Origin of the sequence: Paracoccus isoporae, from assembly GCF_900101865.1 — a bacterium.
Taxonomy (GTDB): Bacteria; Pseudomonadota; Alphaproteobacteria; order Rhodobacterales; family Rhodobacteraceae; genus Paracoccus; species Paracoccus isoporae.
This window is the reverse complement of record NZ_FNAH01000017.1, coordinates 1-26,812: the sequence shown is the minus strand read 5'-3', so window position 1 is coordinate 26,812 and position 26,812 is coordinate 1. Positions and strand designations below refer to the sequence as shown.

22 protein-coding genes and 4 pseudogenes are annotated in these 26,812 nt (G+C 64.6%); 6 read left to right on the top strand and 20 right to left on the bottom strand.

The features are described 5' to 3' along the window. Window positions 1-96: 96 nt before the first annotated feature. A pseudogene (locus BLT73_RS17515) lies at window positions 97-423 on the top strand (ParB/Srx family N-terminal domain-containing protein); the annotation flags it as partial. A 206-nt stretch (window positions 424-629) separates the two neighbouring features. On the opposite strand, the pseudogene BLT73_RS16420 reads toward BLT73_RS17515, so the two are convergent. Beyond that, a pseudogene (locus BLT73_RS16420) lies at window positions 630-788 on the bottom strand (transposase); the annotation flags it as partial. A 433-nt stretch (window positions 789-1,221) separates the two neighbouring features. On the opposite strand from BLT73_RS16420, the pseudogene BLT73_RS17145 reads away from it, so the two are divergent. Then, window positions 1,222-1,344: pseudogene (locus BLT73_RS17145) on the top strand (IS5/IS1182 family transposase); the annotation flags it as partial. Window positions 1,345-1,369: 25 nt separating this feature from the next. Next, window positions 1,370-1,807 carry a transposase gene (locus tag BLT73_RS16415; RefSeq protein ID WP_245727386.1) on the top strand — a complete coding sequence of 146 codons (438 nt, stop codon included), beginning with the start codon at window positions 1,370-1,372 and terminating at the stop codon, window positions 1,805-1,807. 382 nt (window positions 1,808-2,189) lie between these two features. Here the strand turns inward: BLT73_RS16415 and BLT73_RS16410 are convergent, their stop codons facing one another. The 19 genes from BLT73_RS16410 to pepD form a co-directional block, all read right to left on the bottom strand. Beyond that, window positions 2,190-2,531, bottom strand: a complete 342-nt coding sequence (locus BLT73_RS16410) for a carboxymuconolactone decarboxylase family protein (RefSeq protein ID WP_090525644.1) — start codon at window positions 2,529-2,531, stop codon at window positions 2,190-2,192. A gap of 67 nt (window positions 2,532-2,598) precedes the next feature. After that, on the bottom strand, window positions 2,599-3,537 hold the full coding sequence (locus tag BLT73_RS16405) for an HAD-IIA family hydrolase (protein WP_245727385.1): 939 nt from the start codon (window positions 3,535-3,537) through the stop codon (window positions 2,599-2,601). Continuing rightward, window positions 3,524-5,047 (bottom strand): xylulokinase, encoded by a 1,524-nt coding sequence (locus tag BLT73_RS16400; RefSeq protein WP_090525636.1) that lies wholly within the window; start codon window positions 5,045-5,047, stop codon window positions 3,524-3,526. Before BLT73_RS16400 ends, BLT73_RS16405 begins: the two co-directional genes overlap by 14 nt. After that, on the bottom strand, window positions 5,044-6,513 hold the full coding sequence (locus tag BLT73_RS16395) for an iron-containing alcohol dehydrogenase (RefSeq protein ID WP_090525634.1): 1,470 nt from the start codon (window positions 6,511-6,513) through the stop codon (window positions 5,044-5,046). The genes BLT73_RS16400 and BLT73_RS16395 overlap by 4 nt, the downstream gene beginning before the upstream one ends. A gap of 20 nt (window positions 6,514-6,533) precedes the next feature. After that, window positions 6,534-7,550 carry an ABC transporter permease gene (locus BLT73_RS16390; RefSeq protein ID WP_090525632.1) on the bottom strand — a complete coding sequence of 339 codons (1,017 nt, stop codon included), beginning with the start codon at window positions 7,548-7,550 and terminating at the stop codon, window positions 6,534-6,536. Window positions 7,551-7,592: 42 nt separating this feature from the next. Further along, a complete protein-coding gene (locus BLT73_RS16385; RefSeq protein ID WP_090525642.1) occupies window positions 7,593-9,089 on the bottom strand; it encodes a sugar ABC transporter ATP-binding protein in 1,497 nt (498 codons plus the stop codon). 75 nt (window positions 9,090-9,164) lie between these two features. Further along, window positions 9,165-10,142: a substrate-binding domain-containing protein gene (locus BLT73_RS16380; protein ID WP_090525630.1), complete on the bottom strand. Its 978-nt coding sequence runs from the start codon at window positions 10,140-10,142 to the stop codon at window positions 9,165-9,167. Window positions 10,143-10,233: 91 nt separating this feature from the next. Beyond that, window positions 10,234-10,911, bottom strand: coding sequence for a 2-oxo acid dehydrogenase subunit E2 (locus BLT73_RS16375; RefSeq protein ID WP_090525628.1), 678 nt, complete (start codon window positions 10,909-10,911; stop codon window positions 10,234-10,236). Window positions 10,912-10,926: 15 nt separating this feature from the next. After that, window positions 10,927-11,787, bottom strand: a complete 861-nt coding sequence (locus BLT73_RS16370; RefSeq protein WP_090525626.1) for a class II fructose-bisphosphate aldolase — start codon at window positions 11,785-11,787, stop codon at window positions 10,927-10,929. Next, complete coding sequence (locus BLT73_RS16365; RefSeq protein WP_218132568.1) at window positions 11,784-13,511, bottom strand: glycerol-3-phosphate dehydrogenase/oxidase; 1,728 nt, start codon at window positions 13,509-13,511, stop codon at window positions 11,784-11,786. The genes BLT73_RS16370 and BLT73_RS16365 overlap by 4 nt, the downstream gene beginning before the upstream one ends. A gap of 57 nt (window positions 13,512-13,568) precedes the next feature. Further along, the gene (locus tag BLT73_RS16360) at window positions 13,569-13,811 is read right to left on the bottom strand and encodes a biotin/lipoyl-containing protein (RefSeq protein WP_090525623.1); all 243 of its coding nucleotides are present in this window, start codon (window positions 13,809-13,811) and stop codon (window positions 13,569-13,571) included. Beyond that, on the bottom strand, window positions 13,808-14,839 hold the full coding sequence (locus tag BLT73_RS16355) for an alpha-ketoacid dehydrogenase subunit beta (protein ID WP_090525621.1): 1,032 nt from the start codon (window positions 14,837-14,839) through the stop codon (window positions 13,808-13,810). The genes BLT73_RS16360 and BLT73_RS16355 overlap by 4 nt, the downstream gene beginning before the upstream one ends. Then, on the bottom strand, window positions 14,836-15,840 hold the full coding sequence (locus BLT73_RS16350; protein ID WP_218132567.1) for a thiamine pyrophosphate-dependent dehydrogenase E1 component subunit alpha: 1,005 nt from the start codon (window positions 15,838-15,840) through the stop codon (window positions 14,836-14,838). Before BLT73_RS16350 ends, BLT73_RS16355 begins: the two co-directional genes overlap by 4 nt. Window positions 15,841-16,093: 253 nt before the next feature. Further along, window positions 16,094-17,116 (bottom strand): ABC transporter permease, encoded by a 1,023-nt coding sequence (locus tag BLT73_RS16345; RefSeq protein ID WP_090525619.1) that lies wholly within the window; start codon window positions 17,114-17,116, stop codon window positions 16,094-16,096. Beyond that, window positions 17,113-18,642, bottom strand: coding sequence for a sugar ABC transporter ATP-binding protein (locus tag BLT73_RS16340; protein ID WP_176805196.1), 1,530 nt, complete (start codon window positions 18,640-18,642; stop codon window positions 17,113-17,115). The genes BLT73_RS16345 and BLT73_RS16340 overlap by 4 nt, the downstream gene beginning before the upstream one ends. Next, complete coding sequence (locus tag BLT73_RS16335; protein WP_090525615.1) at window positions 18,639-19,679, bottom strand: ABC transporter permease; 1,041 nt, start codon at window positions 19,677-19,679, stop codon at window positions 18,639-18,641. Before BLT73_RS16335 ends, BLT73_RS16340 begins: the two co-directional genes overlap by 4 nt. Window positions 19,680-19,771: 92 nt before the next feature. Further along, window positions 19,772-20,935, bottom strand: coding sequence for a sugar ABC transporter substrate-binding protein (locus BLT73_RS16330; protein ID WP_176805194.1), 1,164 nt, complete (start codon window positions 20,933-20,935; stop codon window positions 19,772-19,774). Between the two features lie 50 nt (window positions 20,936-20,985). Then, complete coding sequence (locus BLT73_RS16325) at window positions 20,986-22,224, bottom strand: epoxide hydrolase family protein (protein ID WP_090525612.1); 1,239 nt, start codon at window positions 22,222-22,224, stop codon at window positions 20,986-20,988. Window positions 22,225-22,264: 40 nt separating this feature from the next. Then, window positions 22,265-23,782, bottom strand: coding sequence for a beta-Ala-His dipeptidase (pepD, locus tag BLT73_RS16320; RefSeq protein WP_090525610.1), 1,518 nt, complete (start codon window positions 23,780-23,782; stop codon window positions 22,265-22,267). 270 nt (window positions 23,783-24,052) lie between these two features. Between pepD and BLT73_RS16315 the strand changes: the two genes are divergently transcribed. The 3 genes and pseudogenes from BLT73_RS16315 to BLT73_RS17715 all read left to right on the top strand — a co-directional run. Next, on the top strand, window positions 24,053-24,997 hold the full coding sequence (locus tag BLT73_RS16315) for a sugar-binding transcriptional regulator (RefSeq protein WP_176805192.1): 945 nt from the start codon (window positions 24,053-24,055) through the stop codon (window positions 24,995-24,997). Window positions 24,998-25,075: 78 nt separating this feature from the next. Beyond that, complete coding sequence (locus BLT73_RS16310) at window positions 25,076-26,572, top strand: FGGY-family carbohydrate kinase (RefSeq protein ID WP_090525606.1); 1,497 nt, start codon at window positions 25,076-25,078, stop codon at window positions 26,570-26,572. Continuing rightward, window positions 26,569-26,712, top strand: a pseudogene (locus BLT73_RS17715) (lipoyl synthase); the annotation flags it as partial. The gene BLT73_RS16310 and the pseudogene BLT73_RS17715, both read left to right, overlap by 4 nt. Window positions 26,713-26,812: the final 100 nt, after the last annotated feature.

Sequence of the window (26,812 nt, the reverse complement as noted above, 5' to 3'; positions counted from 1 at the left end):
CCATTGGCCAAGTCTGTGACCTATACGGGCCTGAAGAATGCTCAAACTACTTCACCGCTGCCGGATATGTATCAGGTTAAAATCGAAATGCTTTAAGCGCGCAATGCCAGGATGCACGGCGATGACCAGGTGGCGAAGATTGCTGCCAGCATGGCGAAGTTCGGCTAAACCGTGCCCTGCATGGCGGCCGACGATGGCGAACTGATCGCGGGGCATGGGCGCGTCCTTGCCGCTATCATGCTGGGGCTGACCGAGGTGCCGGTGATCCGGCTCAACCATCTCGACGAGGCCAAGCGCCGGGCCTACCGCATCGCCGACAACAAGCTGACGGAACTTGGCGAATGGGAAGAGACCATGCTGCGCGACGAGATCGCGGGGCTGCTGGCCGAGGATTTCGACCTGACGCTGCTGGGCATCTCCGAAAGTGTGGCACCATCGAGGTGCAGAACGACATCACCGAAGGTGATCCGGACCTCGCCTCCGGCGCGCCGGCCATCAACGTCAGGAACAACAAGCTCCGCGTCGAACACCACGAGCGGGGCGAAGGCCGTCTCCCGTGCCTCACAATCCGCCGCCGGCAGGATCAGATGGCCGCTCTTCGCCAGACGCAGCCAGGCCGATAGCTGGTTCGCCTGGACCCCGAACCGCGCCGCCACGGCGTGGACCGTCGCTCCCGGGCGAAGGGTCTCCGCAACGGCCTGCGCCTTGACCTCGTCCGGCCAGCGCCGATGCTCGGAGCCGTAGATCTCCACACCGAGCGACCTGAGAAACGCATGCGTAGCGCACATCGCGAAACGCACTCCCTGTACTCCGACAGAGACGGACTCGCACCGGCACAAACCGGGAGGAAGCTGGGACGGAACCGCCGCTTACGGTCGATCCGGCGCCAGCGCACCACCCCGTCCGTCGCCGGGTCCGGCCCGGCCTCGACGATCGTGGCCAGTTCGCACATCTGCTCGGCGCTCAGCCATGGCCGCCGCCCCGGAAGCGGCCGGTTGACGAGGCCCACCAGGCCGTCGGCATTGTAACTGTCGGGGCTCCGCCCGTTCAGTGCTAAATTCTGTCCACTGGACAGAATTCCGAGCGCCCTTCACCCCAGTCACGAAGGGTCTGCCGGTCCATTCAGCAGCTCTGCGTCGCCTCGGTCCGGCTCTTGCCCTCCAGCACAAGCGCCAGCGCCGGCATCCGCCGCGATGCCCGCGCGTTCTTCTCTCGCGCCGCCTCATCGCGCGCGGCGCCACTCCAATCATCCCGATCCGCAAGAACGGACGGCCGTGGGAAGAGGACTGCCCAGCGGCCCGCGCACGCAACGAAACCCTGCGCGCCACGCGTCACTACGCCCGAGATGCGCCTCGTATCCGAGACGCTGATGAAAGCGCGCGCCTCAATCCTTGACCAGATCAAGGTGCTCGACCGGCGCTTGTCTGCCCTCGCCAGGGCAACGCCGGTGGTGCGCCGGTTCATGACCGCGCCTGGCGTGGGCGTCATCACGGCTCTGTCGGTCGCTTCGGTTTTTGACGATGCATCGCGCGTCAGACGCTCATCGAGCGCGGGTGCCTATCTGGGCCTGACACCCCGACGCTACGAGTCAGGCGAGACCAGTCGCAACGGTCGCCTCTACGAGGCAGCGACGACTCTCCTGACGCGCAACTTGCGCTTCTCCACGCTGAAGGCGTGGGGCATGAAGCTGGCCAAGGTGTCCGGCTTCAAAAAGGCACGCGTGGCCGTAGCGCGCAAACTGGCCGTCATACTCCACGCCATGTGGAAGACGAACACACCCTTCCGATGGAGCCCGGTCGATGCATGACAACCAAGGAGCAAGACTGACCGACTGACTTCACGGATGCGTCCTGCCGGGACGCATGGCTAGGATCAGGCCGGCCCTCTGAAACGCGGCGCCTCCGCAAGACGCACGGAAGATGACCGCGAGGACCACTTCGTTCGATCCACCATTCGACGCCAACATGCAGCGATCCAAGCGTTCGACTGCGGAGAGAACCCTTAACCCGGCGAAGACGCAGAACTGAAACCGATACCTTGACCAGTGCGATTAGAAAACTTTTCAGGGGGCAGACCAGGTCATATTTCGAACACGGGTTCTGAGCCTGCTTTGTCGAGCAGTCAGAAGCCGCCTGACCGATAGAAAACCTTCAGGAATTGAAAGGTTCTTCTCAACGAGCCCCGTCGCCTCAGCTTGAGAGATTTCGGAAGCACTCAAGCGCCTTGCCCGCGTACATGAGCGCTGGGCCACCGCCCATCTCGACCGCGATGGCCAAGGCTTCGACCAGTTCCTCTTCCTCGGCGCCCTGCCGTCGGGCGGCGTCGACGTGATAAAGGATGCAATCCTCGCATCCCTCGACCACCGCGATGGCTGTTGCCAGCAATTCCTTCTGGGCGGCCGTAAAGCGACCCTCGGTAGTGGCCGCCCCGGCGAGTTGTCCGAACGCTTTCATCACATTCGGCGAGGCCTTTGCGAAAGCGCCCATTCTGGCCTTCGCGGCGGTCAGGTTTTCCTTGGTGTCGGCGGCCATGTTCATTCTCCTTTGGCAATCCGTATTGCGGCGTCTGCAATCGCTTCCGTGATAGGCGTGCAGGCAGTCAGATCGAACGCATGACGATGTCGGGGACGATCCCGCTCGCGCGGACGTAGCGACCGGCGTCGCGACCGGCGAACAGGCCGTGATCCGTCACTAAGATCGTATCGAGCCCGGCCGCCTGCCCGCCAAGAATGTCCGTGTGCAGGGTATCCCCGATCATGGCATACCGGCCTGGCGCGATCCCCTTGCACGCTATGGTGAACGCTTCCGGGTAGGGTTTTCCGAAAAGGCGCGGCTCCACGCCGGTCCTGTCCTGAAGGTCGTGGGCCCAATAGCCCGGCTCGATCGTCAGGCCGCTTTCGCGCGGAGCCACGAGATCCGGATTTCCCACGACGACGGGACGCGGCCGTCGCGAAATCTCCGCCACCAGCCGTTCCTGCAGTTCAGGCGTCCATCGGGCCGAAGACATGAAGATAATGCCGTCGGCGTCCTCCCAGTCCGCGCCAGGATCGAGAAGGTCGAAAATGTCCGCGTCGGAGGCATCTTCGAAGACGTCACCTTCCGCGGCGATGGCGCCCCAGCGCAGACCGGTCGCCGCGCTGTCGAGATGTGCGAAAGTCACATCCCGACTTGAGACGACTTCGTCCGGCGCGACCTCGAGCCCGAGACGTCGGTACTTCTCAAGCGCCGCCTTGCTCGTGTAGCTGGCGGCGTTCGTCAGGATCCGGATGAGCTTGCCCTCCCGCCGCAACGCCTCGAGGCATTCCGCGGCTCCTGCGATGGCCGTCTCACCGACATTGAGGACGCCGAAGCTGTCGAACAGAAACCCGTCGTAATCGTCTGCAACGGAAAGGAGATCCGGCGCCGGTCCCGCTTGTCCGCCGGCTCCGGCTTCAGGCAGGCGTGGGCGGATCGCCTCGTATCGGTCGAAGGCGGCGTCCACCGTCAGAGTGTCGGCCCCTATGGCCGATGCGGCCATCCGAGCGTCAGGCAATGTCATTTGCAACGTCCTTGAGCCGGCGGAAATGATCGCGAAGCGCCGGGTAGATGTCCTTGTATACGTCGAACACGCGGTCGTACTTGTCGCCTGCCACCGGGTCCGGCTCGTAGAGCCGTCCGGCATGGCTCATCGCCTCGGCGGCCTCGGCAATGCCGTCGTGCAGTCCTGTTGCTGAAGCGGCAAGCATGGCCGCCCCCAAGCAGGTCGCTTCGGGCTCGCTCGCCACCTCGACGGGACGATGAAGCATGTCGGCGAGCATCTGGCACCAGAGCGGGCTGCGAGAGCCGCCGCCCATGATGCGGAACGTCTTGGTCACGCTTCCAGTGGCCGCTTCGGCTCCAGTCGTCGAAAGTCGCTGTTCCATCGAGAGGCCCTCGAGGATCGCGCGGTAGACATGTGCCTTGCCATGTCGTCCGGTCAGGCCGAAGAAGACGCCGCGCGCGTTGCTGTCCCAATAAGGTGTCAGCGAGCCGGTGAGGTATGGCAGCGCGATGAGGCCGTCCGCCCCGATCGGCAACCCGGCCGCGGCGCTTTCGAGGATCTGCTCGGGGATCACGCCCAGCCCGAAGGCGCCGGAGGGAATGTCGGAAAACCGGTCCACGAACCAAGTGATGTTGTAGGTTCCGCCGCCGAAGAACGTCTCTGTCAGATAGGAGCCGGGCAGGCCTCCCGCCATTGTCCGGAAGCTCCTGTCGGTCCGGTAGTCGGCCGCAAAGCTGCCGGAGACGATCCCGGTGCCGAGATTGAGGTAGGCCTGTCCGGGCCGGACGATCCCCACGCCCAGCCCCGCGGATTGGCCGTCGCCGAGACCCGCGACCACCGGAAGGCCGGGGTTGAGGCCGAGATCCTCGGCCACGTTGGCGCGGAGGGCTCCGACGACGGTTCCCGGCGCATGAACTTCCCCGAAATGATGCTTCTGGAGCCCCAGCGCATCGATCAGGCCGCCGTGGAGCTCAAAGGTCTCGAGGTCCAGCACTCCCAGCGGATCGACGCTGCCGTAGGACGTCTGCCACTCGCCGGTCAGCCGGTTCACGAGGTAGGTGTGGACGTCGACGACCTTGTGCGCGCTCTCCAGTACCTTCCGCTCCCGGGACTTGAGCCAAAGTAGCTTGTACCAGCTTGTCGCCGTGTTCGGCGGCTTGCCAGTGATCCGATGCACCTCCTCGCTGCCGTGCTCGGCCACCTCGGCCGTCGCGCGCGTGTCGAGCCAGAGCATTGCGGGACGCAGCGCGTAACCGGCCTCGTCCAGGCAGGCGAACGTCTCTCTCTGATGCGTGATGGCAATCGCGGCCAGACGCGACGGCGCGATCTGGCGGCAGGCCTGTCCGATGGCATCCGACGTGGCGCGCCACCAGTCGACGGGATCCTGCTCGCCCCAGCCCGGCTTCGGCGCCGTATGCTTCATGGGGGCGCGACCCATGCTGAGGGCCCTGCCCTCGCAATCCCAGACCACGGCCTTCGCGGCGGTGGTCGAGCAATCGATGCCGAGAACGAGATCCACGCCGCTCATGCAGCTTCCTTCCGCTCCGCTGCGAGGCAAGCGTCTTCGACTCGCCTGACGACCCGGTCGACGCCCGCATCGTCCCACCACCCGGCAAGAACGAGGAGATCGGCAATGGTGCCGCGTTCTCGCATGAACTGGCAATTGGCCACTGTCCAGCGCATCAGGTCTTCGCCGACGACAGGATCGAGATCGCTGAACCGCTTTGCCGCAGAGGCGCGGTGCAGACAGGCGGCGATCTCGTGCGACCCGAGGACGAGGGCATTGTGGCGGTCGCGAAGGCCCTGCCAATCGGCGAACGCTGTCTCGATCCGGTCGCGGGATGCGTGCCAACGCGCCATCTTGGTGCGGTAGCGCGTCCAGCACTCGCGTCCGATGCGTCCAGTAGGGTCGAGATCGACGAACGCGTCCTTTACCCGCGCCTCGAAGGCATCGACCCCCGGGAACAGGCGCGCGACGTCGAGGCCCTCCGCGTCGATCCGGGCGCAGAACTCCTCCCAGGCGGCCATGCGGATGACGGAACCGACACCGACCTGCGCGCCATGGAGACCGGTAGGTTCTCCCTTCTCGCCCGCAACCATGTCCAGCATGTGACTGAAAAGATGCTCCATGCCGGAAAGGGATGCGGTCGTGCCGCCGGTGCCGGTGACGATGCCCCGCATGGCAAGAGCTTCGGCGAGGCGCGTGGTGGCTGCGGGTTCGGCCCTGCTGATGCCGGCGGACCATTCTTCGACGCCCTCGCCACACAGGGCGAGGATATCGATGAGCACGGGCGCGAATGTGTTGTCGAGCCCGAGTTCGTTCGCGAGGAGCCAGTCGCCCGGGGCGCTGTAGATCGAGAGCAGCTCGCCAAAACCCGAGGCGTTCAGGATCAGCGGCGCCTCGGAAACCGTCACCGTGTCGATCAGCACCGCGTCAGGCCAGCGGCTCGGCAACGTCGTCTTCACACCGTTCTGCAGGACCACCGCGAAGTTGTCGGTGTATCCGTCGACCGAGGCGGCGGTCTGGATGACGACCTGCACGGGCACGTTCGCCCGTTCGCAAGCGACTTTTGCCACGTCCGTGATCGTGCCGCCGCCCACGGAGACGATGCAGTCCGCTCCGATCGAGCGTTCGGCCGCCTCCGCGAGAATGGGTTCGTCGGCGTGCAGTACCGGATGCCCGTCGTCGAGGATCACGGCAGTTGTATCGAAGCCCGAAAGCAGTTCCAGGACGATGTCCTTGAGCGGCTTGCCGGCGCGCCGGATGGCGACCGGGTCGACGATCATGCGAACCTTCGCGTCGCGGCCCGACGGACGCCCCGCCTCGGACAGCATCTTGCCGACGACTTCTGCCAGGTCGTCGAGCACCGCGTCGCCAATGCGGAGGTCGGTGAGACCAAGCGCGGTGAACTGCGCGTTCTTGTCGTTTTCCGCGAGGACCTCGCGGATCCGGTCGAGCCGCGAGAGGTCGGAAAGTTTCAGATCCAGAGCCATGAACTTGTCTTCCTTCCGGTTCAGTTCGCGGTCTTGCGGTCCAGCATCACGGCGATGATGATCGCGATGCCGATGACGACCGGTTGCAGATTTGGCGATACGTTCAGAAGCGCCATGCCATTGCGAAGCACGCCGATGATCAGGAGGCCGATGAACGTGCCAAGCATGCCGCCCGATCCCCCGGCCAGGCTCGCCCCACCGATCACGACGACGGCGATGACGCTCAGCAGATCGCTGATGCCGGCCGTCGGATGCGCGCTGTCGAGCCGGGCGCCGAGCACGAGCGAGGCAACGGCGGCCAACAATCCCGCGATCACGTAGACGAGGATCTTCACCGCCCGCGTGTTGATGCCTGAGAGCCGCGCAACCTCCTCGGAGCCGCCGATGGCGTAGAGCGATCGCCCCGTCGGGCGGAAGGTCAGCCACCAGGCGACGATCAGGAATATCCCGACCATCAGGAGCGACTCGAATGGCAACCCGAAGATCCGGAGCGACGCGAGCCCCGTGAACCAATCGGGAAAACCGGTCACCGGCCCGCCATTGGTGACGTAGAGTGCAAGCCCCGAGCACGCGGACATCGTCGCGAGCGTCGCGACGAAAGGCTGGACGCGCCCGTAGGTCGACAGCACTCCGTTGACGAGGCCCACGAGCGCGCCGACGCCAAGGCCGACGAGGCTCGAGAAGACGAAGGGGACACCGAAATCGCGGTAGAGCCAGGCATTGACCATCAGGCTCAGCGCGACGACCGCGCCCACCGAGAGGTCGATGCCGCCGATGAGGATGACGAGCGCCGCCCCGACCGCCATGATCCCGATCTCGGAGATCTGGCTGAAGATGTTGATCAGGTTGCGCTCCGTCAGAAAGTACGGCGACATCCACGAAAATGCGATGCAGACCGCGATCAGCCCGATGAGCGGCCCCGGGACCTGCCGAAGGACGCTCCCGCCGAGCGCCGCCAGACGCTCTGAACCCGTTGGCGCCTCGGAGTTGCGGCCCGCCTTTACCGACTCGTCTGTGTTGGACTTAGCGTGTGACATGGCGTTGCCCTGCCTCCCCATTTTCAATCCGTTCCGTCCCGCTCAACCGCTGACCGCCAGCGACATCACGCGCTCCGGAATCGCCTCCTCACGGGACAACATCCCGCTCTGCCTTCCCTCGCTCATCACCATGATGCGGTGCGAGAGACCGAGGACCTCCTCGAGCTCCGACGACACCACGATGATGCCCATCCCGGCCGAGGCGAGTTCTCTCAGGATCTTGTAGATCGCCATCTTCGCGCCGACGTCGACGCCGCGCGTCGGCTCGTCGACGATGAGGACGCGCGGCTCTTCCACGAGCCACTTCGCGAGCAGCACCTTCTGCTGATTGCCGCCCGACATCGAGCCGACCGGCAGGTTCATCCGGCCGCGGATGTCAAAGCGGTCCTTCTGGGTCTCGCCGACTTCCGCCACCCTGCGTCCCGTGATCTGGCCGAACTTCGCCAGCTTCTTCTCCCAGGGCAGGGTGATGTTCTCGGATGCCGAACGGTCGAGGTTCAGCCCCTGCCCCTTGCGGTCCTCCGGGACCATGAAAATCCCCGCCTTCATCGCGCCCTTGGGGCTGCGAAACTGGATGTCGCGGCCGTCGACGCTGATCGTGCCCCGGTCGAGACGGTCCGCGCCGGCAATCGCCCGAACGACATCGGTGCGCCCGGCGCCGATCAGGCCAGCCAGGCCCAGGATCTCGCCTTCGTACAGGTCGAACGAGACCCCCTCGAAGGCGCCTGAACGGCCGGCACCGCGGACCTCCAGCACAACCTTGTCGCGCGACGGCGAGGGCGGATGATGCTCGAAGGTGAACTCGCGCCCGACCATCGCGTTGATCATCTCGTCCTTTGGCACCGGCCTTTCGGTCCAGCGGGAAACACGGTGGCCGTCGCGCAGGCAGACAACCTCGTCGGCCAGTTCCTGGACCTCGTCGAGACGATGCGAGACATAGATGACCCCGACACCCTCGGACTTGAGCTTCTGAACCTGAGCCATGATCTGCTCGGCCTCGGTCTCGCCGACCGCGGCGGTCGGCTCGTCGAAGATCACGTAGCGGGGGTTGCGGAGGATCGCCTTGGCGATCTCGATGCCCTGCTGCACGGCCATGGTCAGTCCGAGCACGGGCCGACGCGGATCGACGCGCACGCCGAGGGTGGCGAGCACCGCGCGCGCCTTCTCCTCCATGTAGCGGCGGTCGATGCGACCTGCCTTCATCGGCAGCGCCCCGAGGAACAGGTTCTCGGCCACCGAAAGACCCGGCAGCAGGCGGATTTCCTGATGAATGAGGGCGACGCCGCGCTGGATAGCGTCGGATGGCGAGTGCGGTTCGTAGGGCTGTCCGTCCAGCCACATGCGGCCGTCGCTAGGAGCAACCACCCCGGCGACCAAGGAATTGAAGGTCGACTTGCCGGCACCGTTCTCGCCGATCAGGCCGACACAGGTGCCCGGAGCCAGAAACAGGTCGACGGATTTCAGAACGCTGATCGGGCCGTAGTTCTTCACGAGACCGCGACAGTCCAGTCCTGTTGAGGAAGGTGCGTTCGTTTCCATCACTTGCTCCGAGCAGTCGGGTCGTGTTTCCGGGAGGCGGAATGGGCCCGAGCCAGTGGCTCGGACCCTTTTCGATCACTCCATCGCGGCCGCTGCCGGACCGTAGAAGTCGGAAGGCTCGTACTCGTCGATGTTTTCCGCCGTCAGCAGCACCGCGTCCTGGTACTGGAGCTCGGGGATGGAATCGCCCTCGCCGTTCATGATCTTCACGGCGTCCTGCACGGCCATCATGCCCATCTGGTACGGGACCTGTGCCATGGTGGCCTGCACGAGACCCTCACGGATAGCGTCGAACATCGTGGGAAAACCGTCGATCCCCACGGACAGCAGGTCGTCGCGGCTGGCCTCGCGGGCGGCCTTGGCGGCGCCGAGGGCCATCGCGTCGCTTTCGCCGAAGACCGCCTCGAGTTCCGGGTTTGCGGTCAGGATGTTCTGGGTGGCACGGAACGCCTCGTTTTCGTCCCAGTTCGCAGTCTGAATGGCCACGACCTCGATGCCGGGGTAGTTCTCCAGCGCCTCGTTGCAGCCCTGGGTGCGCTGGATCTCGGCGGTCGAGCCGAGGACGCCCTTGAGGATGGCCAATTGCCCTTCGCCGCCCATCTGGTCGAAGAGCCACGTGCAGAGATCCCGCGCCGCCTTGACGCTGTCGGTGGCGATGAAGGTGACGATGTCGCCGTCACCCGACTCGGGCCGCTGGTCGACAGCGATCACCGGCACGCCGGCGCTGTTGGCGGCCTTGACACCGGCGGCGGCGGCCGTGGAATCCTGCGAGATGAAGAGCAGCGCATCGGGCTGCTGGACCAGCAGGTTCTGAACCTGGCTGATCTGCTCGCGGGAGTTGTTGTTCGCCGAGGCGACGTTGAAGTCGAGCCCGGCCTCCTCGGCCGCGGCGCGCATGCCGTCGACTGCCGCGATGTAGAAGAGCGACTTCTGGTCCGCGACGGATGCCGCGATCAGCCCGTCCTGGGCGGCAGCGCCCGTGCCCCCTAGGGCGAGAAAGGCCCCGCCCAGAAGGCTGCCGATGGCAGTCAGGCGAGTGGTGGTGAATTTCATGGGTGGTCTCCTCCGATGTATGGTTCTTGGTGTTGCGGTAGTCGTTTCGGATCTTGTCCGCTTCGGGCGGCGCAGCCGTCCGCCCGAAGAGTCATTTGGCGGCCTCGCGGCCTTCGAGACGGGCCTTGAGCGAGGCAAGGAAGCGGGCCGACGCCGCTCCGTCGACTGCGCGGTGATCGCTGGTCAGGGAGAGTTCGGCGATGTCCCGCCATTCGGGCGCGCCACCGTTCCAGACCTGGCGCCGGGTCGTGGCACCGATGGCGAGGATCGCGACCTGCGGCGGATTGATGATCGCGGTGAACCGGGTGACGCCGAACATACCGAGGTTCGACACGGTGAAGGTTCCGCCCGACACCTCGCGAATTCCGATCTTGCCGTCCCGGACCTTGCCGACCAACGTCTTCCGGCGCTCCGCGATTTCCGTCAGGGACAGCGCCTCCGCGCCGTGAATGACCGGCACGGCAAGTCCCCGGTCGGAGGCCACCGCCAGCCCGATGTTCACGGTGTCGTACTCGATGACGCGATCTTCCCGGAAATGGGCATTGATGGACGGATGCTCGACGAGGGTCGCGGCGCAGTCGGCGAGCAGGATGTCGGTGACCGTCACGCCGTCAGCGCGGCGGGCGAGGACGTTCTCCATTGCGACCTCGACGGTCACGCCGAACATCGGCGCCGACCATGCCGTGCCCATGTGGCGCGCCATGATCTTCTCGGTTTTCGAAAGCAGGCGCTCGCGGCCCTCGGGTTCAAGCGTACCAGTATCGGCCATCTCAGCCTCCTCCGTTCAAGCGGCGCGCGGCAAGGACGACTTGCCGGCGCAGCCGTAGAGGCGGAGCTTTTCCACCGTCGCATCGACCATGCGGGCCCGACCCTCGGCCATAGCTTCTTCGAGCTGATGGTCGCCCTTGGTCCACACGGACTCGAAGCCTTTCCGGAAGGCATGGCGAAGATCGGTGTCGGCGTTGAACTTGTGGACGCCGGCCGCCATCGCATCAGCGATTTCCCGATCGGTCAGCCCGGAGGCTCCGTGCAGAACCAGGGGAATTCCCGTCGCCTGCCGTATCTCATGGATCCGGTCGATGTTGATCGGCTCCAGCGGCATGTCCGGAATGACGCCGTGCACGATGCCGACAGAAATCGCCAGGTAGTCGACACCGGTCTCGGCAACGAAGCGACGGGCCTCCTCGACGTCGGTGTAGTATTCGTTCCAGTCGACCTTCACGCCGACGTCGGGGATCTTGCCCAGTTCCGCCTCGACCGGAATGCCGAAGGCATGCGCAATCTCGACGATCTTCCGGGTCGACTCGATATTCTCTTCGAAGGGCAGGTGAGCGCCGTCATACATCACCGACGTGAACCCGAGGCGGATCGCTTCGAGGACCTCGTCCCACGATCCGTGATCGAGGTGGATGACGTATTCGGCGTTGGAGCGCTCGGCGATCCGTGACGTCATTTCAAAGGCGCGACGGACCCCCATGTGCGGGATGATCGCGCGGCCGACCTGAAGAAAGATCGGGGAATTGGCCTTCTCGGCGGCCCAGACGAGGGCTTCGGTCGTCTCTTCGTTATGCATGTTGAAGGCCCCGGCGGCATAGCCTCCGGCTTGCGCATTCGCGATGATGGACCTGGGATCGGACTGGGTCATGACGGCTGTCCTTCGAGGTTGTTCGACCGCTCGGTCGATTTGGTTAGACTGGCTCCGGCTGCAGCGGCATGCCGTCCCGGCACGCCGAAGCGCTGGATGTATTTGCGATAGGCCGCGATCTCGCGCTCGCGCCGTTGGGCACTCCAACCCTGGTCCCGCGCCAGCATGTCGGCTGCGCGCTCGAGCGCATCCTGTCCGCAGGTGGCGTTGAGGCCGACCATGATCCTCCGGATCAGGGCATCGGTCAGCGTGCGGCAGAACTCTGCCCGATACGTGAAGACAAGCTCCGCTCCGATCGCACCGCTGTCGGCGTCGAATATCTCCAGAAGCGCGGGATCTTCGCGGCCGACGGCCAAGACCTCTTCCGCCCTTGCGCCATAGATGTCGATCAGCCTGTCCAGCCTGTCGTCGCCAATGTCGTAAGTTCGAGCGAGGCCCTGCCGGAGCGACTCCCAGTCGCCGACGCGCGCCCCGGGAAAGAGCGCCTTTGTGGTCGGACAGGGCGGCGCCTTCAGACCGAGCTGTTTGTACACGGCATCGACCGTCTCCTCGGCGAGGCTCCGGTAGGTTGTCAGCTTGCCGCCGATGATCGACAGCAGCCCCCTCAGCCGCGGCGCGTGATCGTGGATCACGTGGCTGCGCGGCACCTTCCACTCCGACTTCTCCGGCACGTAAGGCAGGGGTCTGACGCCGCTATACGTATAGAGAATGTCGTCCTCGGTGAGGTTCGCCTCCGGGACGAGACTGTTGACCTCCCCGAGAAGATATTCGACCTCGGAGGTGTCCGCGCGGGCCGTGTCCGGATCGTCGTCGAACTTCTTGTCGGTCGTACCGATGAGGTAACGCTCGCCCCAGGGGATGATCAGCACCAGCCGGCCGTCGGTGCGGCTCTCGTAATAGACCACGTCGTCCGGAGCGCCGGGAAAGGGATTGACGATCAGGTGACTGCCCTTGGCGCCGCCGATGTAGCGCTTGTTGTCGCCCCTGGCCCCGCCCACGACCTCGTCGACCCAGGGGCCGGCGGCGTTCACGACAATCCTCGCCGAAAGCTCATGGCGCTCGCGGGTCAGGACATCGGTGAAAAGCACACCCGTCACGCGGCCGTCGTCGTCGAGAAAACCGTCGACCTTGGCATACGTGAAGATCTGCGCGCCCTCGGCGTGTGCGGCCAGCACGACTTCAACACAGAGCCGCTCCGACCAGACCACCTGGCCATCCATGAAGATCGCGCAACCGTCGAGGCCGTCCGAATTGATTCCGGGAAATCGCTTGATCGTCTCGCGCCGCGACAGCGTCTTGTGAGAGGCCGTCGTCTTGTCGAACGACAGGACATCGTAGGCCATCATTCCTGCGCGCAGGGTCCAGTGAGACCGCTGGTTATGCCTGTAGAACGGGATCATGAGCGGCACCGGCTTCACGAGGTGCGGCGCCAGCCGGAATAGTCGCTCCCGCTCGCGCAGCGACTCTCGAACGAGTGCCACGTCGCCCTGTTCGAGGTAGCGCAGGCCGCCATGGATCAGGCGACCGGACCAACTCGAGGTACCGCTACCGATGTCCTCCTTTTCGACCAGGGCCACGCGCAGGCCGCGTGCGGCAGCGTCGCGCGCGATCCCCGCGCCATTGATGCCGGCCCCGATCACCACCAGATCGAAGACGCCGCCGGGTTTCGGGGCCATCCTGCCCTGGGCACTGCCCGGGCCAATATCTCCGTTGACGTCGGTCATCGTGGTTTCTCGCCTTGCTTCGCCGCCGGACCTGCCGGGATCGGCGATCGGTGGGGCTCAGTCGTCGGTTTCAATAATTGCCAGCACGGACCGGACCTTGGCCTCCTCGCCCTTCTGGACGAGGATCTCGGTCAGGATGCCGGTGGCGGGGGACTCGAGCTCCTGAGTGGCCTTTTCGGCCTCGATTTCGGCGAGGGGCTCGTCCTCCTCGACCCGGTCACCAACCTTCTTCATCCAATCGGTGACCGTTCCCTCGCTCATCCCCATGCCCCACTGGGGCAACAAGACTTCGACCTTCATGCGGAAATCCTTTCTTCTGCGGTTTTTTCGAGTCCGGCCACCTGACGGATCGCTGCGGCGATCTTCTCGGTCGTCGGGTAGAGCTGGGCCTCCAGCGCAGGGCTGAAGGGAATCTGCATGTTCGGCGCGGTCAGCCGGCGGATGGGAGCGCGCAGCGCGTCCTGCGCCTCCTCGGCGACCGTTGCGGCGATCTCGGCCGTTGCTCCGCACGCCCGATGCGCGGGCTCGGCCAGGACCAGTCGCCCGGTCTTCCGGACCGACTCCACGATCGTCGCGGTATCGAGCGGAACCAGCGTGCGCGGGTCGATGACCTCGCAGGAAATGCCGTGCTCCTCGGCCATGGCCTCGGCGGCCTTCAGTGCGAGCGGCAGCGAGCCCGAGATGCCCACGACGGTCACGTCCGAGCCCTCGCGGCGGATGCGCGCCTTGCCGAAGGGGATGCGGTACTCTGTGTCGTCGACCTCTTCCTTGAGGCCCCAGAGCGGCACCGCCTCGAATGACATCACGGGGTCGTCACTGTCGATGGCCTGACGCAGCAGCCCCTTGGCATCGCTTGCGGAGGCCGGCGCAATGATCTTCAGCCCGGGCACGTTCATGAACATCGGGTATGGCCGGTCGGAATGGTGGGCCCCTGTGTTCAGGCCGTAGAACATGGCCGAGCGGAAAACGACCGGCACCGAGCTCTGGCCGCCGAACATGTAGCGGTTCTTGGCCGCCTGGTTCACCAGCTGGTCCATCGCCATGTAGAGAAACGAGGAATAGCTGAGGTCGACGATGGGGCGGAGGCCGGTCATCGCGGCGCCGATCGCGGCACCGACGATCGCCTCTTCGGAGATCGGCGTGTTGCGGATGCGGCGGTGGCCGAACTGTTCGACGAAATCGCCTTTTTCGGCGCGCTGCTTGCCGCCGCCTGTCGTGCCGTAGACGTTGGCCTCCACATCCTCGCCGATGATGATCACGCGCTCGTCAGCGATCATCGCTTCCTGCTGCGCGGCGCCGATTGCGCCGATATAGGTCATCACGCTCATTGAACGGCCTCCATGTCGTACGGGTCAGTGTAGAGATCTTCGAAGGCCACCTTCGGCTCTGGGTCGGGGCTTTCCATCGTGAAGGTTACGCAATCCTCGACCTCCTGCGCGATCTCGTCGGCGAGAGCGTCCAGCTCGGCCTCCGTGGCCACCCCTTCTGCGATGAGCCAGGCACGGTGCATCTGGATCGGGTCTCTCGCCAGCCAGGTCTCACGCTCGTTCGTGTCGCGGTAGTCGACGTTGATGCGCAGCCCCTCGGAATGCTCGCGAAAGCGATATGTCATCACCTCCACCAAGGTCGGCCCGTCGCCCCGGCGGCCCCGCGCGGCGGCCTCGGCTACAGCTTCGTGGACGTCGAGAACGTCCTGTCCGTTCTCGACGCGGACGCCCGGCATCCCGAAGCCTGCAGCGCGGTCGACGATGCGCCCGCCGGTCACGGTGTGAGCCGGCGTCGAGAGTGCGTAGTGATTGTTTTCGCAAAGAAAAATGACGGGCAGCTTCCAGGCCGAGGCGAGGTTCATGCTCTCGTAAAGAACGCCCTGGTTCGCCGCCCCGTCGCCAAAGAAGCACATGGCGACCCGGTCCTCGCCCAAGGTCTGCGCCGAAAGCCCCGCGCCCACTGCGATCGGTATCGAGGAGCCGGTAATCCCGCTCTCGCCAAGGCTGCCATGCGCGTAATCGGCGAGGTGCAGCGAGCCGCCCTTGCCGCGACACACGCCCGTGGCCTTGCCGACGAGCTCGGCCATGAGGGGCCCGAGAGGCGATCCCATGCCGATCGGATGACCGTGGCTGCGGTGGTTGCCGGTGATGTGATCGCCCTTCCTTAGCGCCATGCACGCACCCACGACCTGCGCTTCCTGACCGATGCTGGTGTGCACCGTGCCAGGGATGTAGCCACGCTTCACCATTTTCGATGCGCGCTCGTCGAACAGCCGGATGCGGATCATCCGACGTTGCATTTCAAGCAGGGTGTTGTTCTGAAGGTCGGCTTTCCGAAGCATTAACCGCTCCCTTTAGGTCATATGTTCTATCTTAGGACATTAGTGCCATGGCCGGTGATTCGATGCAATGACAAATTTGCCCTTCTTACAGTCATTTGTGTCACTCGACCACAAAACGTGATGATTTCATGTAGATAAGCGTGATTTTAGCCGCCGATACCGTGCTGGCGATCAAGGCCGGCGACCCGGCCTGGACGGTCTCGCTATCGCAGCAATCAGCGCGGGGCGGCGCCAGGCGCCGGCCCCCCGTGTCTCACTTGATGACCGAACCGCGGCTCCGGGAGGTGGTCAGCGCGACGATGACGATGATGAAGACCCCGTAGACGAGGCTCTGGGCCTGCGCGCCGAACCCCAGCGCCTGAGCCGCAATCGGCACGAATGCGACCGTCAGCGCGCCGAAGACCACGTTGATCGGGTTTGCCTGGCCGCCGGAGATCGAGGTCCCGCCAACCAGCGCTGCGGCGATACCGGGCAACAGTAGGTTGCTGCCAAGCCCGCTCGCCGAGGCCGATCCGGCCTGAGCTACGATCGCGAGACCTGCAAGGCCGGACGCGAACCCGGAGATCGCAAAGGCAATGATCTTCGCCCGCCGGTTCGGCACGGCCGACAGGATCGCCCCGGACTCGTTCTTGCCCACGGCAGTCATGTTCTGGCCGACGATCGTAAAGCGAAGCAGGGCCCAGAAGAAAATGGCCGCGAGCACACCGATCCAGAACGTGAGCGGCACGCTCAGAGTTTTGATCGTGTGCAGCGCCGTCACAAGGTCGCGGTTCTCGGACACGTAGATCGTCTCGGACCCGCTGGTCACAAGCGCCGCTGTCTGAAGGATGCCGAGCGTGCCGAGGGTCAGCGCGAAGGAAGGCACCTGGGTATATGCCAGGATGACGCCGTTGACCGCGCCGATGAGCGTGAGGGCGACGAGGACCGCGATCATCGCGAGGATACCGGCCTCCGGTATGGTCAGCGCGAAGAGGATCGCGCCGAAGAGTCCGATGGCGGCGTTCGAGAGGTCGATCGAGCCGGTATTGAGGACCATCGATTGACCGAGCGCCACGAGCAGGATGGGCGCGGCCGACGTTGTGGCGATTGAGATGCCGAAGGGCCCGAGATAGGCGGGGTTCGCGATCCCCACCACCAGCAGGATCGCAAAAAACACGAGCGGCGGCGCGATGATGTGCCAGCTGGCCATCCGGCGGAGCCGCGCAAGGGTGGCGGCCACCTTGTCCGGTCGATCGAGGGCCTCAACGGTTGCGGGAGTGTCGGCTCTGTGGGTCATACCATCTCCGATACGATTTCGCGCACGTCGAGTTCGCCTGCGCTGCGCATGTCATGTCGTGCGGAAACCTGCCCGTCCTTCAGGACCAGGATCTCATCCGCCATCTCGAGGGCTTCTTCGATCGTGTCGGGGATCAGCACGACGGCCGTTCCCTTGTCGCAGGCCTTGCGGATCTCCCGGTTGACGGCCTGGGAGACGCCGATATCCAGACCCCGCAGCGGATGATCGAGGATCAGGACCTTGAGTTCGGGGTTGTTCAGCCACTTTGCCAGCACGACCTTCTGCTGGTTGCCGCCCGAGAACTGGCCAAGCGGCTGATGGATGTCGTTGGGGCTGACGCCGAGCCGGTCAAACCATTCCTGCGCGATCTGCGCCATCTTGCGCGGCCTGAGGAACGGCCCGGTCCGGGCATGCTCGGGATGGACGAGGGCGATGTTCCGGGTGCCGGGATAGCCCCCGATCATGCCTTCCACCTTTCGCTCTGCGGGAACGTATGCCAGTCCGGCACGAACCGCCTTGGCGATCGTCCAGCGCGAAACGGCCTTTCCGTTGACCTCGATCGTGCCGGCATCGAATGTCTCGGCGCCGAAGAGTGCCCTTGCGATCGCCCCGCGTCCCGATCCGTTCGTCCCGACAAGCGCGACGATCTCGCCAGGGTGGACAGCGAAGCTCACGTTTCTGAAGCGACCGTGCCGCGTCAGATCGCGGACCTCGATGGCTGCCTGACCCTCTTTCGACGGAACCGCCCGAGACCGCGTGGCGACTGCCGGCGTCTCGTCGACCATCGCCCGGAACAATTCGTCCTTCGTCACGCCCTCCGTGCGGCGATCGCTTGTCAGTTCGCCGTGCCGCATGACCACGACGCGGTCGCAGATACGCAGGACCTCGTCCAGCCGGTGGGAGACGAAGATCACACTCGCAAATTCCCGGAGCTTCCTGATCTCGCGCTCCAGTACCTCGACTTCGGCCTGTTCGAGGACCGCGGTCGGTTCATCCAGGATGATGAGCGGCGTGCCGGACTTGTCCGGATTCACGCTGACCGCGCGCGCGATCTCGACCATCTGACGATCGACGAAGCTGAGATCGCCGACACGCGTCCGCGGGTCGAGATCGACGCCGATCTTCTCGAGCACCTTCCGCGCCTCGCGATTGATCCGTCTCCAATCATGGATGCCGAAGCGGCTGAGGCCCTGGTGATTGATGTTCTGGTGTTCGATGTTCTCGGCGACGGTCAGGTTCGTGAAGAGCGACTGTTCCTGATGGACGACCCCGACACCGGCTTTCAGCGCGTCGTTTGGGCCCTTGAAGTTGGCGACCTTTCCGTTGATCTCCATCTGACCTTCATCGGGACGCTCGATCCCGGCGAGGATTTTCAGGAGCGTCGACTTGCCGGCGCCGTTCTCGCCGGTGAGGCCGATCACTTCCCCCTTGCGGATCTCGAGGGACACCGATCGAACGGCCCTGATCTTGCCGAAGGAGCGGGAGACGTTCGTCAGCTTGAGGACGACAGGTGCGTCGGGTTTCATTTCGCCACCTTCAGCCGGCCGCGCTCGGGCCATGCGACGGCGATGATCGCGATCAGAAGGATCAGACCGAAAACGCCGGATTGATAGTCGGGGTCGACGCCCGCAAGGACGAGCCCGTTGTTCAGGATGATCAGGAGGAAGACCCCCAGTGCGGAGCGAGTCATGCCGCCTTCGCCACCGCCCAGCGCCGTGCCGCCGATCACCGCGGCAGGAATGCCGACGAAGAGCTGGCCGAAGCCGATGTCGGTCGATCCCGAACCGAGCTGCATCGTCGCGAGAATGCCGGCCAGGCCACCGAGAAGCCCGGCGATCGCGAACGCGCCGATCTTGTAGACGTTCACCGGCATGCCAGACGTCCGCGCGATCGGCTCGTTGTTGCCGATCGCCATCAGCCCACGGCCAAGATTGGTGTAGTTCGAGATCAGCAGGCCGAACAGAAGGACGCCGGCGGCGAGCCAGAACGAGTGAGGCAAGCCAAGCGTCAGGCCGGTCGGCCAACGGGCGAGCGCGTCGCTCGTCAGGCTCGGCAGCGAATTGTTTCCGTAGAGCAGGATCGCGATGCCGAGTCCCACGTACCACGTCCCGAGGGACACGACGAAGGAAGGCACCTTCAGCTTGGCATAGATCACCCCGGTCATGAGGCCGAGCGACAGGCCTAGGCCGAGCGCGATGAGCCACGCCCACATACCGAGGTCGATCATCGTCCGCGTGTTCGGCGAAAGCAGGATCCAGGCCATGCCGGCCGCGCCCATGATGCCCTCGACGGACAGATCGATGGATCCCATCTGGATCACGAGAGTCGCGCCGACGACCAGGATCAGAGGGACAGAGACCTGGAACAGGACGTTCTGCAGGTTCTCTATGCTCGCAAATCTCGGATTGAGGAAAGAGAAGACGACGATCAGGACGACGAGTGCGGCGACGAGGCCGATCGGTCCCTTGGCGCCTTCGGCAATCAGACGCCGCATCGAGGCGTTGCCGTTTCTTTTCATGCCGGCCGCTCCGCGCGGGCCGTCTTCGTGCATCACGCTGGTCATGTCGGCTCCTCGCGCTGTCAATTCCGCTGAGTGTCTGTCCCGGCTCCGGCCGGGCCGGGAGGATGGCCCGGCCGGAGAGGGTGTGCCCGCTGTCAGCTTTCGGGCAGAACTTCGACGCCACCGCCGACAAGCGGCACAGGCTCGGTATCCCAGGGGCCGTTCTCGATCAGCCGCGAGACGAATTCGGCGGGAGCGCCCTCTGCGTCGTACTGCAGGTACTGCTCGTAGTTCGCCGGCGTGACACAGCTCAGCTTGAAGAAGCTTTCACGCTTGTTGTCCTCGAGCTCGCTGGGGACGATCTGGCCCGACGCGGCGAGATAGGCCGTGTAGAGGCCGATGGCCGAGGCCATGTAGCCGCGGTGGAAGGTCTCGCCCACGATGGCGTTGTTGCCGCGGCCCGAGATGATGTCCTCGAGCGTTTTCGGATAGAGACCGTCGGAGGCGAACTTCACCTGGTCGAGAAGCCCTGCGTTCTCGAACGATTGCATGGCACCGATCTGCATGCCGTCGTCCGCGCTCCAGACGCCGTCGATCTGGTCGCCGTACTTGACGATCAGGTCCCGGGCATTGCGCCCGCCGAGCTGCGGATCCCAGTTGGAGGGCCGCTCCTCGAGGATGGTGATGCCGGGATAGTTCTCGGCAATCTCGGCCTTGAAGCCGGCCACGCGGGTCTTGGACGTCGTGCTGTCCTGCACGCCCGGGAGGAGGATCACGTTGCCCTCGCCGCTCAGCGCCTCGGCGAGCGCCTGGGCGCCGCAGCGGCCCGAGTCGACACCGGTGTGCTTCTGGAACGCGACGAAGTTGTCACCGACATTCTGCGGCTTGTACTCGTCGGGCTTGTTCCACCAGATCGTGACGTAGCCGCCCGCCTGCTTGACCGCCTCGACGATGGTCGGCGCATCGGAGCTGGCCACCGTGTTGACGAACATGATCGGCTTCTTGCCGCTCGCCAGGATCGCGTAGATCGACGAGATCGACGTCTGCGACGAGTTGTTCGAGTTCACGATCTCGAGCGGAATGCCGAGTGCTTCCGAGATTGCCTCGGCGCCCTCGATGTTCGAGATCATGTAGGGGTTCGTCGTGTTGATCACCGACGCGACGATCACCCATTCGTCGGGGTTGAAGCCCTCGGGATGCTCGACGCTCTGTGCGGCGGCACCGGAGGCGCCGAGGCTGGCGATCATGGCTGCCGCGACGGCGGCGGCGCCAAAGGCGCGGCGGGTCGGGCCGGCGAGTTTCGTGGTCAGGGTCGTCACGGATTTCTCCTCCTTGTCGAATGCGAAGGCGTCTATCGAGACGCTGGATTTCAGGCTCGAAGTCCGCCGAAGAAGGTGCGGACGTCGTCGACGAACAGTTCCGGCACCTCGAGCGGGGCAAAGTGACCGCCCTCGTCGTGAATCCGGTACTGCTGAAGGTTGAAGTACTTCTCGGTCCAGGTGCGCGGCGGCTTGTAGATCTCGCCCGAGAAGATCGAGACCGCGGTCGGGACGCCCACGACCGGAAAGCGGTTGTGGCTCGGCGACCACGGATTGCCGCGGCATTCCCAGTAATAGCGCGACGAGGTGCCGCCGGTCTTCGTCAGAAAATAGACTGCGGCCGTCGTGATCAGGTCTTCCTTCGGCCAGACCTTCTCGAAACGCTCAGTACCCACGCCGCGCTCGGCAAGGCCCCAGAAATAGCGTTTCTCCGTGATCCAGGCGAGCTGACCCGCCGGCGAGTCCGTCACCAACGCCGCCAGCGTCTGCGGTTTGGTCAGCTGGATCTCGCCGTAGCCGCTTTCGTTCTCGACGAAGTGCTTGCCACGCTCGAACCAGCCTTCCTCTTCTGCCGTGTATTCGCTTCTGGCCGGCAGCCCGAGGATCGGGTCGAATTCGACCCCCTCCGGCTGGTCGGGATGCGACGGCAGGTAATGGCTCATCTGCGCCGGGAAGTGCGTGTAGACGCCGATGACGTCCTTCTCGTACTTGTGGCCGTGCTGCTGGGCGACGAGCGCGCCCCAGTCGCCACCGGCCGTGGCATATTTCTCGTAGCCGAGGACATCCTTCATCAGGGCGTTCTCGAGATCCGCGGTATGCCAGAAGTTCCAGCCGGTCTCCTTCAGGGGCGACGAGAACCCGTAGCCCGGCAACGAGATCAGCACGACGTCGAAGCTGTTCTCGGCCTTGCCGCCATGCGCCTCTGGATCGGTCAGCGGGCCGATCACCTTCCGCAGGTCCCAGAACGTCCACGGCCAGCCGTGGTGGATCAGGAGCGGCATCGGGTTCTTGCCCTTGCCCTTCACGTGGATGAAGTGCAGCGGCACGCCCATCAGGTCGATCCTGAACTGCGGCAGCTCGTTCATCCGCCGCTCGACATCGCGCCAGTCGTACTCGTTGATCCAGTAGTCGATCAGCGTGCGGTGGTAGGCCGTGTTGTAGCCGTACTTCCAATCATCGTTGGCGAAGTCGTCCGGGAAGCGCGTGCGCTTCAGGCGCTCCATCATGTCGTCGAGGTCCGCTTCAGGGATTTCGATCTTGAACGGACGGATCTCGTGGTCTAGCGGCATCGGTGCCCCTCCCCTTTGAAGTCCTGCGCGGAATGCGCGCTCAGTTTTTCAGATTGGCCATGACGTCCTTGATCAGCGGCCAGACGCGCGCTGCGGACGTGTGATCCATGCTTTCCTTGGGCGAATGCAGATCGTAGAGGTTCGTCCCGATCCCGATCGTGTCGAGACCGTCGATCCGCTGCGTGAACATCCCGAGTTCGAGGCTGCAGACCGAAACCAGAACATCTGGCTTCTTGCCCATGACCCGCTCGTAACAGCCCTTGGCGATCTCGAGCATCCGGCTCTCCGGGTTCCAGGGGAACTCGGGCGCATCGAGCCCGATCTGCTTCGCGCTGACGCCGTCGCCGGCAAGCTCGGCAAGCATCATCATCTGGTCCAGCACGGCGTGCTTGCGCGAGGTGACGGCGCTGGTGATCGTGCTCGTGATCTCGACCCGGTCGCCGGCCGTCCGCAGAAGCCCAATGTTGTTCGATGTCTCCCAGTTGCCCTCGACCTCGAGGTTTTGGTTGGTGATGCCGTTCGGCAGGAGCGCGATCGCCTGAACGAGCTTGGCCGCGGAGGCGTCGGACATGACGCGCTCGATGGCGACGTCCGGCCGCTTGACGGTGATCCGCATGTCCGGGTCGGAGATCCGGAACTCGTGCTTGATTTCGTCGGCGAGGGCGCGGACGGCCTCCTCGACGGTGTCGGCCGTATCCGGATCGACGAGGATCAGCGCCTCGGCCTCCGCCGGGATGACATTGTTCTGCACGCCGCCCGAGACCTTCGCGATACGGACGGCCCCGTTCTGCATCGCCCGACGCAGAAGTCGGCCGATGAGCGCAATGGAATTGCCGCGCTCGAAGTGGATGTCGAACTCGCAGTGGCCGCCGAGCAGGCCGCGAATGTCGATCAGCATCGCGACGCCCGCATCGCCCGGCTTTTGCCAATCGGCGTCGACATCAATCCGGCAGGTCACGTCGCCAGAGCATCCTGCAAGGAGCTGTTTCTCCTCGATCCAGTTGAAGTCGATCATCCGCTTGCCGGTGAGCTTGTTCAGATCGACATTGTCGCCCCCGACCTTCCCCATCTCTTCCATGACGGTCATCACGCATTCGAGCGGCGGATGGGGAATGTCGTCGGAGTCGAGCAGCGCAAGCATGTAGGAGATGCCAAGCCCGTTGTCGGCGCCAAGCGTCGTGCCCGCCGCGCGGATACGGTCGCCGTCGACCTTCAGCTTGACCCCGTCGGTGGCGAAGTTATGGCTCACGCCCTCGTCGAGCTTACAGATCATGTCGATATGGCCGTGCAGGATGACTGTCGGCGACTGCTCGTAGCCCGGCGTGCCGGGCTTCTTAACGATCATGTTGTCGAGATCGTCGCGATGGTACTCGAGCCCGCGTGCCGTCGCGAAATCGGCGACGTAATCGGCAGCGTCCTTCTCGTGCTGTGAGCAGCGGTGCCGGGCGCTCAGCTCCTCGAAGAAGAACATTACCTCGCGCGGCTCTATGTTTTCCAGTAGGCGCGCCGACCCACGGGTTTCATTCGCCTGCTCTGGGGCCTTCACATCCATGATCATGTCTCCTCCCACTCAGGTCCAGGCCGGCGCTGCCGTCTCCTTCCGGAACCATGACAGCCTCACGGCTGGACCAAATGTTTTTCATCGGGACTTATGTATCATCAAGCCTTATACTCTAGCAACGACTATTTTGTTGTGGTAGTAGTCAATTGTGTCACAAAAACGTTAAGTGGCTGATTCATAACATACAAAGACAGTTAAAGCATGCGGAAGACAGTGGAGCCGGCACCAGGATCCACCCCGCCGCCGGCGCGCACTCAGGAGAAAAACATGAACGAGTTTGACAGGCGTAGCAGCGAACCGGCCAGGGCGGCATGGCTCTATTACGCGGAGGAGCTCACGCAGAGCCAGGTGGCCGACAAGCTGGGGGTAAGCAGGAGCACGGTGATTCGCCTGCTCAGACGCGCCAAGGAGAGCGGCCTCGTCCAGATCTCGCTCGGCGTCTCGTCGGAGACCTTCGCCACCGAACGGGACCTCGAAGACAAGTATGGGCTGAAGAAGGCGAGAATCGTCCCGGTGGCAGAAACCGAAGAGATGCAGCGGCGCTGGCTCGGCCAGGTCGCTGGCGAAGCACTGATCGAGATGGTGAAGAGCAACTCCACTGTCGCCGTCAGCTGGGGTCGCACGATGCTGGCGATGGCCGACTCCCTTACCGGAGAAGCGCCTACCAGCAACATGCAGATCGTCGCGCTTATCGGCGGGCTCCATAATGCGAGCCGCGGCACCAACCCCTACGAAGTGGCGGAGCAACTTGGGAAGTATTTCGGAGCGCCCGCCCGCGCCCTGTACGCGCCGGTCTACGTGAAGAATGCCGCGACCGCCGAGGGCCTGCGCGGCGACTCGGGCCTCAGCGAGGCACTCGATCTCGCGCGAAACGCGGATCTTGTCGCTTTCAGCGTCGGCGCCCTGAGCGACGAGGCAACGATGCTGAGTCTCGGCTACGTCAATCCGGAAGAGCGCGACTTCCTCGCGGCACGCGGCGCAGTCGGCGATATTGCCTGTCGTTGGGTGGACAGCAATGGCACTGAAGTGGAGATGCCGGACACCATTCATCCCATCGGCATCTCGCTCAGGAGCCTGCGCAAGATCCCCGACCGGCTGGCCGTTGCGGGCGGTCCCGACAAGATCGACGTCCTCCGGGCCAGCCTCGTGGGCGGCTACGTGACGCACCTCGTCACCGATGAAGCGAGCGCGGCCACTCTCCTTTCGAGCTGAGCCATTTATTGAAGCACTTGTCCTATTGCGGAACATATGCTTCAATGGTGGTGGGAAAGGCGGAAGGGAGGCCGTGACATGCTACTCGGAATCGATCTTGGCACCTCGATGACCAAGGCAGCCGCTTTCGATCTGGACGGCACCTGCCTCGCCGTGTCGTCGCGCAAGCCAACGCTTCGGCATCTTGGAAAGGGGCGGATCGAACAGGACTTTGAGGATGTGGTCCGACTGGTTTCGGAGGTCGTTCGAGAGGTCGTCGCGGATGCCGGACGTGTTCCGGAGGCGATCGGGATCACCGGACAGAGCGATGGCCTCTGGCTGCTGGACGAAAATGCCCGCCCCGTCCGCCCTGCCATCTCCTGGCTCGACAACAGGGGCAGCCCCTATCTGCAGGACTGGATGGACAGCGGGGTTTACGAGGAGGTCTTCCGCCGGAACGGCAACGCGATCTTCCCGGGCTCTCACGCGCCCTTCATGGCTGCGCTGGCGCAGGAGGATCCGGGGGCGCTCACTCGGGCAGCGACGGCGAGCTACCTCAAGGACGGCATCCTGCAGCGGCTGACGGGCGCGCGCGTCACCGACGCTTCGGACGCCTCACTGCCGTTTCTCGACACCCGCACCCGCGACTACGACCCAGAGATCCTGGAACTGCTCGGGCTGTCCGACTGTGCCCGCCTGCTCGCACCGGTCATGCCCGCGCCCGGTCAGGCATTCCCGCTTTCGGCCGAAGGGGCACGGCTGACCGGGCTGCCGGAGGGCGTGCCGGTCCACGCCGGTCCCTTCGACATCGTCGCCTGCGCGGTAGGCGCCGGCGTCGATCAAGTCGGCGACGGCCTCGTCATCATCGGGACGACACTGGCCTGCGAAGTGCTGGTCGACCGCGTGGACACCGGCGGAGAGCCTGTCGGCATGACACTATGCATGCCACAGGAAGGCCGCTGGATGCGCGCCCTTCCAGCGACCGTCGGTACGGCCTCGCTGGACTGGATTCTCGATCTCGTGGGTGCAGAATGCACGCAGGTCGAGGCGCTCCTCGCCCAGAGCCGGCCCGGCGCCAACGGCGTGACCGCTCTGCCCTACTTCTCGGCCACAGGCGAGCGCGCGCCCTTCGCCGATGTCCGGGCCAGAGGCCAGTTGTGCGGCCTTAACACGGGCACCTCGAAAGGCGACATGGTCATGGCGATCTGCGAATCAGTCGCCTATGCCGCGCGGCACTGCGTCGAGGCGGCCGGTCTGTCGGGGCGGCTTTCGGTCTCCGGCGGGGGCGCGAATTCGGCGACCTGGAGCCAGATGATAGCGGACGTCCTGCAATGCCCGCTTGCCATCGCACCAAAACCGGAGGTCGGCGCACGCGGCGCGTGCCTTGCGGCGGCCGATGCCATCGGGATCGACTGCGACCGTGCAGCCTGGACGAAGGCTGAAGGCGTCATCGAGCCGCGGGCCGAGCTGCGCGACCATTACCAGTCGGGTTTCGCGCACTATCTCGAGACCGTCGAAGCGGCGCGCCGGCTATGGCACAGCCCGGAAAAAGAACGGCTGGGCACCGCCAGCCACCCTCCCCTCGTTTCCGCATGAGGACCGTCATGCCTCGCGACCTCACGATCCCCGGCCAGCGCCACCCCGAGAAGGCGCACCGACCCGAGACAGCGCGTCAGCCCAAGCCTGAGTGGATCCGTGTCAAGACGTCCACCTCCGCCGGCTACCGCGCCACCCGCGCCAGGGTAATCCTCCCCATGGTTAAGGGGATGCGGAAGTAGAATTTTCTCGGCAGACTCGATGAGGAGATTCTGATGAAGAAGACGAGATTTACCGAGG

Excerpts from the sequence above, each read along its gene's own strand:
- BLT73_RS16415 (WP_245727386.1), top strand. The coding sequence starts at position 1,370 with ATGAAAGCGCGCGCCTCAATCCTTGACCAGATCAAGGTGCTCGACCGG.
- BLT73_RS16410 (WP_090525644.1), bottom strand. The coding sequence starts at position 2,531 with ATGGCCGCCGACACCAAGGAAAACCTGACCGCCGCGAAGGCCAGAATG.
- BLT73_RS16405 (WP_245727385.1), bottom strand. The coding sequence starts at position 3,537 with ATGACATTGCCTGACGCTCGGATGGCCGCATCGGCCATAGGGGCCGAC.
- BLT73_RS16400 (WP_090525636.1), bottom strand. The coding sequence starts at position 5,047 with ATGAGCGGCGTGGATCTCGTTCTCGGCATCGATTGCTCGACCACCGCC.
- BLT73_RS16395 (WP_090525634.1), bottom strand. The coding sequence starts at position 6,513 with ATGGCTCTGGATCTGAAACTTTCCGACCTCTCGCGGCTCGACCGGATC.
- BLT73_RS16390 (WP_090525632.1), bottom strand. The coding sequence starts at position 7,550 with ATGTCACACGCTAAGTCCAACACAGACGAGTCGGTAAAGGCGGGCCGC.
- BLT73_RS16385 (WP_090525642.1), bottom strand. The coding sequence starts at position 9,089 with ATGGAAACGAACGCACCTTCCTCAACAGGACTGGACTGTCGCGGTCTC.
- BLT73_RS16380 (WP_090525630.1), bottom strand. The coding sequence starts at position 10,142 with ATGAAATTCACCACCACTCGCCTGACTGCCATCGGCAGCCTTCTGGGC.
- BLT73_RS16375 (WP_090525628.1), bottom strand. The coding sequence starts at position 10,911 with ATGGCCGATACTGGTACGCTTGAACCCGAGGGCCGCGAGCGCCTGCTT.
- BLT73_RS16370 (WP_090525626.1), bottom strand. The coding sequence starts at position 11,787 with ATGACCCAGTCCGATCCCAGGTCCATCATCGCGAATGCGCAAGCCGGA.
- BLT73_RS16365 (WP_218132568.1), bottom strand. The coding sequence starts at position 13,511 with ATGACCGACGTCAACGGAGATATTGGCCCGGGCAGTGCCCAGGGCAGG.
- BLT73_RS16360 (WP_090525623.1), bottom strand. The coding sequence starts at position 13,811 with ATGAAGGTCGAAGTCTTGTTGCCCCAGTGGGGCATGGGGATGAGCGAG.
- BLT73_RS16355 (WP_090525621.1), bottom strand. The coding sequence starts at position 14,839 with ATGAGCGTGATGACCTATATCGGCGCAATCGGCGCCGCGCAGCAGGAA.
- BLT73_RS16350 (WP_218132567.1), bottom strand. The coding sequence starts at position 15,840 with ATGCTTCGGAAAGCCGACCTTCAGAACAACACCCTGCTTGAAATGCAA.
- BLT73_RS16345 (WP_090525619.1), bottom strand. The coding sequence starts at position 17,116 with ATGACCCACAGAGCCGACACTCCCGCAACCGTTGAGGCCCTCGATCGA.
- BLT73_RS16340 (WP_176805196.1), bottom strand. The coding sequence starts at position 18,642 with ATGAAACCCGACGCACCTGTCGTCCTCAAGCTGACGAACGTCTCCCGC.
- BLT73_RS16335 (WP_090525615.1), bottom strand. The coding sequence starts at position 19,679 with ATGACCAGCGTGATGCACGAAGACGGCCCGCGCGGAGCGGCCGGCATG.
- BLT73_RS16325 (WP_090525612.1), bottom strand. The coding sequence starts at position 22,224 with ATGCCGCTAGACCACGAGATCCGTCCGTTCAAGATCGAAATCCCTGAA.
- pepD (WP_090525610.1), bottom strand. The coding sequence starts at position 23,782 with ATGATCATGGATGTGAAGGCCCCAGAGCAGGCGAATGAAACCCGTGGG.
- BLT73_RS16315 (WP_176805192.1), top strand. The coding sequence starts at position 24,053 with ATGAACGAGTTTGACAGGCGTAGCAGCGAACCGGCCAGGGCGGCATGG.
- BLT73_RS16310 (WP_090525606.1), top strand. The coding sequence starts at position 25,076 with ATGCTACTCGGAATCGATCTTGGCACCTCGATGACCAAGGCAGCCGCT.